The sequence below is a fragment of the Rickettsia endosymbiont of Gonocerus acuteangulatus genome, assembly GCF_964026435.1.
Taxonomy (GTDB): domain Bacteria; phylum Pseudomonadota; class Alphaproteobacteria; order Rickettsiales; family Rickettsiaceae; genus Rickettsia.
Genome location: NZ_OZ032147.1, coordinates 60,699 through 72,069, shown reverse-complemented (window position 1 = coordinate 72,069; position 11,371 = coordinate 60,699). Strand labels below are relative to the sequence as shown.

The window sequence follows — 11,371 nt, the reverse complement described above, 5'->3', positions numbered from 1 at the left end:
TTATGAGTTGGATTATTTTTTACACCATAATTTTTGCTTTATTAGTACTTGATTTAGGGTTATACATAAAAAAAATGAAGTAATGAGCTTTAAGCAAAGCTTACTCTTTAGCCTTTTCTATTTTATAATATCCTGCTTATTTGGCATTTATATTTATTATAATATGGGAGCAGATAGCACACGTGAATATTATACTTGCTTTCTAATTGAAAAGGCTATGTCGCTTGATAATATCTTTAGTTATCTCAATTATCTTCCAATTTTTTAAGATTCCGCAAAAATATCAACATCGTGTTTTATTCTTTGGCATAATCGGAGTAATACCTTTTAGGGCTGTAATAATTATGGCGGGATTATTCTTATAAATAAATTCTCTTGGTTGTTATATATTTTTGCCGTGATACTTATTGCTACGGGCGTGAAAACTTTTTATGTATCTCACAAAACCTTTGATATACAAAATTCTTATCTTTATAAGTCAATAATAAAATATCTAAATGTTACACCTAACCTTGAGGGAGATAAATTCTTTGTTACACGTAACAAAAAACTATATGTTACTCCTCTTTTCATATCATTAATATTAATAGAAGCAATAGATTTAGTCTTTGCCATAGATAGTATACCCGCTATATTTGCTATTACTAATGATGCTTATATTATTTATACCTCAAATATTTTTGCTATTTTAGGGCTTAGAGCTTTATTCTTCTGTCTTGCAGAAATTGTTGAACGATTTAGCTATATCAAATATTCCTTAGCATTAATTTTAATATTTATCGGAATTAAAATATTTATTCATCATTATATAGCCATTCCAGCTTATATTTCTTTAACTGTTACTATTACTTTATTGCTATTAGGCATATTTGCTTCTGTAATTAGAAAAATATAGTTGACCGCTAATAGGCTAAAGATATAATATCCTTAAAAATTTTTCCAAGATAAATATAATGATCAAATTACTACAATTATTTACTGTTGCTTTATCCATTTTTACTACTAATGCTGTTTTTGCCGAAGAAAATATAAACGAGCAAACCGGCTTTTATATAGGAGGAGAAGGCGGCGTAGTTGAACCTGTTATTAGTAAATTTCGCCATAAACATTCTAATACCGAAATTATTTTAAAAAGAGCAGGTATGTATAGCGGAAAAATCGGTTATACGATTTATCCACAAATATCTGTCGAATTCTCGGCAACTTATCAACCTAAACATCGTCTGCATTACGTGTTACCGCCGCAAAATTTAAGCAATGGTTTAACTATACCTAAAACTCCTGGGAATACTAAAGTATTTTCGAACATATATATGTTAAATCTTATTTATGACTTAGAAGAGATGAATGGTATTACTCCTTTCGTAATAATAGGTGGTGGTATAGCTCAGGTAAAAGTTAAGCCTACCTCTTCAAAATGGGATGTGATAAATAGTGATTATTTTAAAGTAAGAAAAACACATAAGAATTGTGTTGCGTGGCAAGCAGGACTCGGAGTTTCAAAATCTCTTTCTTCAAATTTTAGTGTAGATCTAACTGCAAAATTACAAACAGTATATCGGGTGAGAATTAATTATGACACACTTGATATGAAAACAGGACAATTTTTACCCGCAAAACCTATTAAAAAAACTATAGGTGTTGGAGAATTTGGTATAGGATTTACTTATAGATTGCCATTTTAAAGATTCTGTGAAATATTTATATGGTAGCTTTGTCATTGCAAGGAGCGAAGCTTTGTTGCAAGGATCAAGAGTTGTCTGAGCTATGCGAATGAAATGAGTGTGGCAATCCAGAAAAAATAATAAAAAATGCTATAAGTTAGCATTTTTTATACTTTTTTGCTTCGTCAATTACTTCGTAATTTCCTCGCAATGACGGAAAAACCGAGTCATGCAACAAAGCTTCGCTCCTCGTAATGACGCTAATTATCGCAACTGTACTAATTAATCTAACTTATAAGGAAAAAATATGTCTTCAAAAGCTAGTAATTCTTCAAATCTTCCTAATGGTCACGATAAAACAACGAAAGAAAAGCATAATACTTATGACGAAGTGCCGTATGAAAGCTATCCATATTTCTTTACTAATCCTTTTCATTTAAGCACTTTTGCGACTCTTTTCGGTGTAGATGCCCCTAATGTGGAAACCGCAAAAATATTAGAGTTAGGTTGTGCTGCTGGTGGTAATTTAATTCCTCATGCTGTTCTTTATCCAAAAGCTCATTTTGTTGGTATTGATTTATCTAAAGTACAAATTGACGAAGCAAATAAAACTGTAAAAGAACTTGGACTGAAAAATATAGAATTTCATAATTGTTCTATACTTGATATTGATGATTCTTTGAATAAGTTTGATTATATAATTTGTCACGGTGTAATGTCTTGGGTAGCAAAAAACGTTAGAGATAAAATTTTTGATGTATGTAATAAAAACCTAAGCAAAAACGGTATAGCATATATCAGTTATAACACTTTACCTGGTTGGAATATGGTTTGTACAGTTAGAGATATGATGCTTTATCATTCTAATTCATTTGCAAATGTACGTGATAAAATAGCTCAGTCTAGATTACTATTAGATTTTGTTAAGGATAGCTTAGAGAATTCAAAAACACCTTATGCTGAAGTATTAAAAACTGAAGCTGGATTATTATCGAAACAAACAGATCATTATTTACTTCATAATCATTTAGAAGAAGAAAATGCTCAGTTTTACTTCCATGAATTTATGGAAGAGGCAAGGAAGCATAATTTACAATATTTAGCTGATTGTAACCTTTCTACTATGTATTTAGGTAATATGCCGCAAAAAGTAGTAGAGCAGTTATAAAGTCGTAAATGATATAGTTAGAACTGAACAATATATGGATTTCATTACAAATCGTCGTTTTAGAGCTACTTTATTATGTCATAATGATGTAAAAATCAACAGAAATATTAATAACGAAGACATAATGAAATTTAATATGATCTTCAACGTCGTTCCTGAAAAATCGCTTAAAGAGGTTGATCTTAATAATGCTTCTGAAAGCTTAGCATTCTTTTTGAACGGCAATAAAGATAGTAATTTAACAACTGCTTCACCCTACATGAAAGCTATTTTATATACTTTTAGTGAGCATCTTAATAACCCTCTAAGTTTTGAGAAAATAACCGAGGAAGCTAATAAAAAGCTACATGGTACTAAATTAAATGAAATAAAAGCTGAGCTTTTAGAAAATGCAATGAAGTTAGTATTACAAGGTTACATTAATATCACTACTCAGAAACATAGAGAAACACCTGAGCTTGATAAGCCTAAAACTACAAAGCTTGTGATACATCAAGCAATCCATACTCCTTATATGTGGGTTACAAATTTAAAACATGAGCCAGTAGGGGTTAATTTCTTTGAAAAACTTGCTATTAGATATATGGATGGTAAGCATGATAAGAAAGCTATTATTGACGCAGTGATGGGTCATGTAGTAAAAGGTGAAATAAATTTAAGCAAAGACGGACAAAAAATAGAAGATCAAGAAGTGATACGTAAAGAACTCGAGGTCTTATTTATACCAATGATTGACAAGTTTGCCGCTAACGCTTTATTGGTTTAATATATAATCCGTCATTGCGAGTGACTGCAAGGAGCGTGGCAATCTTAGGATATTTGACAAGATTGCTGAGTCGATGCCATGCATCTCCTCGCAATGATGTGAGGAAACATAATATAATAACTCATGCCAATATTTTTTTATTTATTTACAACATTAATCATAATTAGCAGTCTATGCGTTGTTTTGAGCAAAAATTCCGTATACTCAGTATTATGGTTAATTTTTGCCTTTATTAACGGCTCTGGACTTATGATATTGCTTGGTGCAGAATTTTTAGCAATGATGCTAATAGTCATATATGTCGGAGCAGTAGCAGTATTATTTTTATTTTTGATAATGATGCTGGATATGCATTTTAATAAAGCTATAATTCAGCTAAAGGAAAAGCCTATCTTAAGCATTTTTGTATCTTTGATTATGTTTGCTGATTTAGTAGTGATTATTTTACTTGGTACTAAAAATATTCATTTTAGTTCTGATTTATCATTTGCCATAGCAAGTGATGTATCAAATACTAAAGCAATAGGAAAAATATTATATACTGATTTTATGATACCTTTCCAAATCGCAGGGCTTATTTTATTTGTTGCCATGATTGGTTGTATTACCTTAACTCTTAGAAAACGTGACGGAGTAAAGCGTCAAAATATCACAAAACAACTTTCGCATAATAAGGAAAATGCTGTATTAATGACAAAGCCTCTTATAAATAAAGGAATTGAGAATATCAAATATGAATGAATATATAGGGCTTAATCACTATTTGATCTTAAGCAGTTTAGTGTTTACTATCGGAATGCTTGGATTATTTATGCACCGCAAAAATATTATCAATATATTAATGTCGATTGAACTAATGCTGCTTGCAGTTAATATAAATTTTGTTGCTTTCTCGGTATATATGCAAGAATTATCAGGGCAGATTTTTAGCATTATAATTCTAACTATAGCTGCTGCTGAAACTTCTATTGGTCTTGCGATATTACTGATATATTTCCGTAATAAAGGCTCGATTGAAGTCACAGATATCAATCAGATGAGAGGATAAAGATGTATCAAAGTATTGCTATAATGATTATTGTATTACCTCTTGCTTCCGCTTTAATAAACGGATTATTTGTAAGAAGAATAGATAAAAAACTAGCGTCTATAGTTGCAACATCGTTTTTATCTTTATCAGCATTATTTGCATTAATAATATTTAATCACACAGGATTAAACGGGCATATAATCCATATAAAATTATTGCCATGGATTGAAGTTAGCCAATTTAAGGTAGATTGGTCGATTTATATAGATCAGCTAACAAGCATAATGTTTATAGCCGTCACATGGGTATCTAGCGTCGTGCATATTTATTCTCTCGGCTATATGGCAGAAGAAGATAAGGGGATAGTACGTTTCTTATCTTTCCTGTCATTGTTTACTTTCTTTATGCTAATGCTAGTATCGGCGCATAATTTCTTACAATTATTTTTTGGTTGGGAGGGAGTTGGCGTCTGTTCGTATTTATTAATTGGTTTTTGGTACTCAAAAGAATCAGCAAATAAAGCAGCTATTAAAGCTTTTATAGCAAATAGAGTTGGAGATTTTGCCTTTATTTTAGGCGTAATAACGATTATTTTTTATTGTCATTCAGCAAATTATGAGGATGTATTTTTGCTTGCTCCAAAATTAGCTAATACAAAAATATTGCTAGCTGATTTTGAAATTTCTATCCTTGATATTGCCTGCTTATTGTTATTCATCGGTTGTATGGGTAAATCGGCACAGATAGGCTTGCATGTATGGCTTTCTGATGCAATGGAAGGACCTACTCCTGTATCTGCACTGATTCACGCAGCAACTATGGTAACGGCAGGAGTGTTTTTAGTAGCACGCTGTTCATATTTGTTTGAATACAGCCCTATGGTGCTACAATTCATCACGATCATCGGCGGTATTACTTGCCTTTTTGCTGCAAGCATTGCCATTATGCAAAACGATATCAAAAAAATTATTGCCTATTCAACTTGTAGCCAGCTTGGTTATATGTTTATGGCTTGCGGAGTATCAGCATATAATAGTGGTATATTTCATTTAGTAACGCATGCCTTTTTTAAAGCATTACTATTTTTATCAGCTGGCAGCGTTATACATGCAGTTCATCAGCAGGATATATTTAAAATGGGTGAGCTGCGAAATAAGATGCCTATAACTTATGGAAATTTTTTAATCGGTTCGCTTGCGTTAATAGGGATCTATCCGCTTGCAGGGTTTTATTCAAAAGATTCGATCTTGGAAGCGGTTTATAGCAGCGGATCATTTATGTTTATATTTGGTATATTAGCTGCAATACTTACCGCTATTTACTCAATGAAAATTATTATGTTGGTATTCCACGGCAAAACTAGACTAGAAAAAAATGTTTTCGAACACGCTCATGAACCACCTAAAGTAATGAATAATCCCCTTACATTATTGGTGGCAGGAAGCTTTTTTAGCGGGATGATTGGTTATTATCTGCTTTCGATGGATAAATCAAATGGTTATTTCCATGATAGTTTACTTAATTTACAAGCTTATAAGCTATTAATTACTCATCCACCTTTGCATATTAAATTATTACCAATGATAGTGGGAATAATAGGGATTGTTGCAGGGATTTATTTATATAAATCAGATGTTGTTATATCATTCCCGCGTAGGCGGGAATCCAGTAAAGATAATTACTTTACCAAAATATTAACTAATAAATATTATTTTGATGAGCTATATAATTTCTTAATAGTAAAACCTATTAACTGCTTAGCTTGTTTATTTTATTCTGGTGATCAAAAAATAATTGATCGTTTTGGTCCGAATGGTTTTGCAAGGAGTGTTAATTGTTTTAGTACTTTAACCGGTAAAACCCAAACTGGATATGTTTTTAATTATACTTTATATATAGTGTTGTTTGTTGTTGTAACAATTAGTTACTTTGTTTGGTTAGTTGTAGTGTAGTGTCATTACCGCTTAAGGCTTGCCCACGTGGATTATTTTCCCCTGTCATCCCGTGATTTATGAACTAGATGACTACCTTAGGGCGTTTTTCGATCCACGTGGGCAAGCCTTAAGCGAGAATAACATATGAGCCATTGCCATTGCTAAGAATGACAAAAAACTTATAAAATCTTAAAAAAATGTTAGAATTACCAATTATATCTATTACTATCTTCTTGCCGCTAATAAGCGTGCTATATATTTTGCTATTTATTAGTCAAAGCAAAAAACCCGATAAGCAAATACATACAATGTATGTTGCGGTGCTGAGTAGTGTTTTAACATTTATCTCAACTATATATATATTAATAGAATTTGATTCATCTAACCCTGCTTATCAATTTGTTGAACGATATAGCTGGCTTGATAAAATTGGGCTTGAATTCCATGTAGGTATTGATGGTATATCAATATTTTTCGTAAGCTTAACTTCCTTTCTCACTCTTATTTGCATTATTGGGAGCTTATTTACTGTTAAAAAATATATTAAAGAATATTTGGTATGTTTTTTATTAATGGAATCCTTTTGTATAGGGGCATTTACCTCAATAAATTTATTATTATTCTACTTATTTTTCGAAGTAATATTAGTACCAATGTATATTATTATCGGAGTATGGGGCGGTGAGAATAGAATATATGCGGCTGTTAAATTCTTCTTATATACTTTCTTTGGTTCGGTATTTTTCTTATTATCGATAATATATATTTATAGTAAGATTCACAGCTTTGATTTAAGCAATATTGGCGAATTTACTAATAATTTCCCTTTGCATGTGCAGCAAATTTTATGGTGGGCTATTTTTATCGCCTTTGCCATCAAAATTCCTATGATTCCGTTTCACACATGGTTACCTGACGCTCACGTACAAGCCCCTACCAGCGGCTCAGTTATTCTTGCTGGTATTTTGCTAAAACTTGGTGGCTATGGTTTTTTAAGGGTATTACTGCCACTTCTACCTAACGCATCGCAAGAATTTGCAATTTATGTAATTTGGCTTAGTGTTATTGCTATAATAGATGCCTCCCTTGTCGCATTAGCTCAAAAAGATATGAAGAAAATGATTGCTTATTCGTCTATTGCTCATATGGGTTATGTTACGATAGGTATTTTTAGCTTTACTGATAGCGGAATTAGCGGGGCATTATTCCAAATGTTAAGCCATGGTATAATCTCTTCCTGCTTATTCTTAATAGTTGGCACTTTATATGAAAGGTTACATACTAAAGAGATAGCTAAATATGGTGGTGTTGCAAGTAAAATGCCGGTGCTTGCCACGTTTTTTATGATTGCAATGCTTGGCTCTGTTGGCTTGCCAGGAACTAGCGGATTTATCGGTGAGTTTTTAAGCCTACTTGGAATTTATAAGGTAAATGTAATAGCAACTTTCTTAGCAGCTCTTGGTATAATTCTTGGTGCTGTTTATATGCTGAAGCTATATAAAGAAGTTATGCTGGGCGAAGTTACTAATAAAGAAATCATTAATTTCAGAGATTTATATAGTTACGAAATAATCTCAATTTCCCCTTTAATATTACTAATTATTTATTTCGGTCTAATGCCAAGTTCTATTTTAAATGTATTTCATTTGTCGGTAGAGAATTTGTTAGTTAAATTTTTCTAGTTGATTATAAAAGATTCAAGTGTTACTCTAATTATAGAACTTTAAATTGAGGTCTATATGTTAAAAAGAACAGAAAAAGAAGCTAAAAAAGTAAATGAGAAGTTAGATGATGCAAGTAGAGCAGTTGGTCAAGATGTTAATGAAGCAACAGGGATAAATGTAAGCCATGTTGTTAATCCAGAAGCATCTGACCATAAAGAAGCTTTAAGAAATGCTCGTGAAAAATTAGGAATCGGTAACAGCCAAGAAAAGGATAATACAGAACTTGCTGGGGATAATGATGAAGTTGAGTTAAACTCATGAAATCTAAACCTAATATATTATCTACAATTTTCTCTAAATTATTATCGGTAGAAGAAATGGCAAATGAAAATTTGCCATCTTCTGCTAATAACGTAACTGATATAAGCGGGGAAAGCCAATCTCTGGAAAATAATCCTAATCATGATATAGTATTATTAGAGCTATACTAAGATGCTATCATTTCACCAATTAAAATTTAATATATATCAAAAACAATTATTTGATAATTTAAGTATTACTTTTTTAGATTCTGCTATTACTTATATAAAAGGAGCTAATGGTTGTGGTAAAACTTCGCTATTACGCATGGTAGCGGGCATTATGCAGCCAAGTAACGGTAATATTTTCTACAGAAATCTTAATATTAACAATATTGCTAAGCCTTATTGCACTTATATTGGTCATAATTCAGGTCTAAAGCTTGAGATGACTGTTTTTGAAAATCTAAAATTTTGGTCAGAGATTTATAATTCAGTGGAAACTTTAGATGCTGCCATTCATTATTTTAAATTATATGACTTATTAGATGAAAAATGCTATACTTTATCCAGTGGATTACAGAAAGTTGTAGCTTTAGCAAGGCTTATTGCTTGCCAGTCGGATCTATGGTTGCTTGATGAAGTTGAAACTAATTTAAGTAAAGAAAATAGAGATTTACTAAATAACTTAATTGTCATGAAAGCAAATAGTGGCGGTATTGTACTTCTATCTTCTCACACCGAAAATCATATTAAATCAGCACAAATATTACAACTTACTTGAAGTATTAAATGAAATACTATAAAGTCAAAAAGTTCATAACTTTTTATTTATAGGAGTATAACTATGCAAGTAATAAAAGCTTTAGAACAGGTTTTAGCAGATAGCTACGCCTTATATTTTAAAACACAAAATTATCATTGGAATGTTGAAGGGGCTGAATTTAGAAGCCTGCATTTATTATTCGAAGGGCAATATGAAGATTTGGCAGAAAGTCTAGATGAGCTAGCTGAAAGAATAAGAACTTTAGATGCTAAAGTTCCGGCATTATCAAATTTAATAAAACTAGCATCTATAAGTGAGTCAAACCCTAATGCTTCTGCAAATGAAATGCTAAAAAGCCTTGTAAAAGATCAGGAAATCATTAGAGATACTTTATATAAAGGTCTAAAAATAGCCCAATCAGAGGGTGACGAGGGAACTGCCGATATGATTATTGGACGGATTAAAGTGCACGAGAAAAATAGATGGATGCTGAAAAGCAGTATACTCATTTAATTTGAAAAATTGGCTACGTCGCTTCTCATTTTTGATCCTCACTTTACTCGCGTGTACGCTGCGGTCAAAAATTCCGAGGCTTCTTGCTCTTTTCCAAATTAAACTTCGTCTACTGTATTTCACTTATAATTAACATTCAGTAAGTAATAAAACCAACCAACAAAAATAAGAACAACATGGAACAATATGATATAGCCGTGATAGGTGGTGGACCTGGCGGGTATGTTGCTGCAATTAGAGCAGTGCAATTAAAGAAAAAAGTTGTGTTAATAGAGAAAGAGCATTTAGGCGGAGTGTGCCTTAATTGGGGATGTATTCCGACGAAATCCCTACTTAAATCTGCTGAAGTGTTTGAGTATATAAAACACGCTAAAGATTATGGCGTTGATGCTGGTTCTGCTAAAATCGATATTAAGAAGATAGTTGAGCGTTCTAGAGAAATTTCAAATAAGCTAGCTAGCGGTGTTAAGATGCTACTTAAGAAAAATACAGTTACTGTTATAGATGGAGTAGCAAAGCTTGAAGCAAATAAGGTAATAAATATTAATGATAACCTTAAAATAAAAGCAGATAATATTATTATCGCTACCGGAGCAAGAGCTAGAGTTTTAAAAGGATTCGAGCCAGATGGTAAACAAATTTGGACTTCAAGGGAAGCTATGATACCGCAGCATGTGCCAAAATCTATGATTATCGTAGGTTCAGGTGCAATTGGTATAGAATTCGCCTCATTTTATAATGCTATCGGGGTGGATGTTACAGTAATTGAAGCTCATAGCAAAATATTACCGATGGAAGATATAGAGATTTCAAACCTTGCCCATAAAAGTTTTGAGAAGAAAGGTATAAAGATTATTACAAATGCTAAGCTAATTAAGCAAACAAAATCGAAAGATGGTTTAGAAGTCGAGCTAGAGATGGCTGGTAAAACACAAAAATTACAAGCTGAAATTCTGCTTATGGCGGTAGGTATTGTGGCAAATACTGAAAATCTAGGGCTAGAGAAGACAAAAGTTAAAGTAGAAAATGGTTATATAGTTGCTAATGGTTTGATGCAAACAGCGGAAGCAGGGATTTACGCAATAGGAGACGTAGCAGGTGCACCTTGTTTAGCACATAAAGCAAGCCATGAGGGCATTATTGCAGCGGAAAGTATAGTGGGCTTAAAGCCTCATGCTATCAATAAGCACAATATTCCTGGCTGTACCTATTCTTCACCACAAATAGCAAGTGTTGGTTTGACAGAAGAAGCTGCAAAAGCCTTAGGCTATGAACTAAAAATTGGTAGGTTTCCTTTTATGGCGAATGGTAAAGCTTTGGTTGGCGGGGATAGCGAAGGGTTGATCAAAACTATATTTGATGCTAAGACTGGTGAGCTACTTGGGGCACATATGATAGGTTTGGAAGTTACCGAATTAATACAAGGATATGTAGTTTCAAAGAATTTAGAGGGAACAGAGCTTGATTTAATTAATACCATATTCCCACATCCGACTTTATCGGAAATGATGCATGAGTCGGTGCTAGCTGCTTACGAAAGGGCTATTCATATATAAAAATTAGGAAA

General features: G+C 32.4%; 10 protein-coding genes and 2 pseudogenes. All 12 read left to right on the top strand.

Translation table 11 applies throughout. The features are described 5' to 3' along the window. The first annotated feature begins 2 nt into the window (after positions 1–2). Positions 3–895 (top strand): annotated as a pseudogene (locus AAGD55_RS00495) (TerC/Alx family metal homeostasis membrane protein). Between the two features lie 58 nt (positions 896–953). Further along, on the top strand, positions 954–1,685 hold the full coding sequence (locus AAGD55_RS00490; RefSeq protein ID WP_341791727.1) for an outer membrane beta-barrel protein: 732 nt from the start codon (positions 954–956) through the stop codon (positions 1,683–1,685). A 286-nt stretch (positions 1,686–1,971) separates the two neighbouring features. Further along, positions 1,972–3,598 (top strand): annotated as a pseudogene (locus tag AAGD55_RS00485) (methyltransferase regulatory domain-containing protein). Between the two features lie 123 nt (positions 3,599–3,721). Beyond that, positions 3,722–4,339 carry an NADH-quinone oxidoreductase subunit J gene (locus AAGD55_RS00480; protein WP_341791726.1) on the top strand — a complete coding sequence of 206 codons (618 nt, stop codon included), beginning with the start codon at positions 3,722–3,724 and terminating at the stop codon, positions 4,337–4,339. After that, a complete protein-coding gene (gene nuoK / locus AAGD55_RS00475; protein WP_016948103.1) occupies positions 4,332–4,646 on the top strand; it encodes an NADH-quinone oxidoreductase subunit NuoK in 315 nt (104 codons plus the stop codon). The genes AAGD55_RS00480 and nuoK overlap by 8 nt, the downstream gene beginning before the upstream one ends. 2 nt (positions 4,647–4,648) lie before the next feature. Next, positions 4,649–6,580: an NADH-quinone oxidoreductase subunit L gene (nuoL, locus tag AAGD55_RS00470; RefSeq protein WP_341791725.1), complete on the top strand. Its 1,932-nt coding sequence runs from the start codon at positions 4,649–4,651 to the stop codon at positions 6,578–6,580. A gap of 179 nt (positions 6,581–6,759) precedes the next feature. Next, entirely contained in the window at positions 6,760–8,244 is a 1,485-nt protein-coding gene (locus tag AAGD55_RS00465; protein WP_341791724.1) for an NADH-quinone oxidoreductase subunit M, read from the top strand. Between the two features lie 57 nt (positions 8,245–8,301). Further along, on the top strand, positions 8,302–8,547 hold the full coding sequence (locus tag AAGD55_RS00460) for a hypothetical protein (RefSeq protein ID WP_341791723.1): 246 nt from the start codon (positions 8,302–8,304) through the stop codon (positions 8,545–8,547). Beyond that, a complete protein-coding gene (locus tag AAGD55_RS00455; protein WP_341791722.1) occupies positions 8,544–8,717 on the top strand; it encodes a hypothetical protein in 174 nt (57 codons plus the stop codon). Before AAGD55_RS00460 ends, AAGD55_RS00455 begins: the two co-directional genes overlap by 4 nt. A gap of 1 nt (position 8,718) precedes the next feature. Continuing rightward, positions 8,719–9,309, top strand: coding sequence for a heme ABC exporter ATP-binding protein CcmA (gene ccmA, locus AAGD55_RS00450; protein ID WP_341791721.1), 591 nt, complete (start codon positions 8,719–8,721; stop codon positions 9,307–9,309). 63 nt (positions 9,310–9,372) lie between these two features. Continuing rightward, positions 9,373–9,804, top strand: a complete 432-nt coding sequence (locus AAGD55_RS00445) for a Dps family protein (protein ID WP_341791720.1) — start codon at positions 9,373–9,375, stop codon at positions 9,802–9,804. Between the two features lie 176 nt (positions 9,805–9,980). Beyond that, positions 9,981–11,360, top strand: coding sequence for a dihydrolipoyl dehydrogenase (gene lpdA / locus AAGD55_RS00440; RefSeq protein WP_341791719.1), 1,380 nt, complete (start codon positions 9,981–9,983; stop codon positions 11,358–11,360). Positions 11,361–11,371: the final 11 nt, after the last annotated feature.

Excerpts from the sequence above, each read along its gene's own strand:
- AAGD55_RS00460 (WP_341791723.1), top strand. The coding sequence starts at position 8,302 with ATGTTAAAAAGAACAGAAAAAGAAGCTAAAAAAGTAAATGAGAAGTTA.
- nuoL (WP_341791725.1), top strand. The coding sequence starts at position 4,649 with ATGTATCAAAGTATTGCTATAATGATTATTGTATTACCTCTTGCTTCC.
- nuoK (WP_016948103.1), top strand. The coding sequence starts at position 4,332 with ATGAATGAATATATAGGGCTTAATCACTATTTGATCTTAAGCAGTTTA.
- AAGD55_RS00490 (WP_341791727.1), top strand. The coding sequence starts at position 954 with ATGATCAAATTACTACAATTATTTACTGTTGCTTTATCCATTTTTACT.
- ccmA (WP_341791721.1), top strand. The coding sequence starts at position 8,719 with ATGCTATCATTTCACCAATTAAAATTTAATATATATCAAAAACAATTA.
- AAGD55_RS00455 (WP_341791722.1), top strand. The coding sequence starts at position 8,544 with ATGAAATCTAAACCTAATATATTATCTACAATTTTCTCTAAATTATTA.
- AAGD55_RS00480 (WP_341791726.1), top strand. The coding sequence starts at position 3,722 with ATGCCAATATTTTTTTATTTATTTACAACATTAATCATAATTAGCAGT.
- AAGD55_RS00465 (WP_341791724.1), top strand. The coding sequence starts at position 6,760 with ATGTTAGAATTACCAATTATATCTATTACTATCTTCTTGCCGCTAATA.
- AAGD55_RS00445 (WP_341791720.1), top strand. The coding sequence starts at position 9,373 with ATGCAAGTAATAAAAGCTTTAGAACAGGTTTTAGCAGATAGCTACGCC.
- lpdA (WP_341791719.1), top strand. The coding sequence starts at position 9,981 with ATGGAACAATATGATATAGCCGTGATAGGTGGTGGACCTGGCGGGTAT.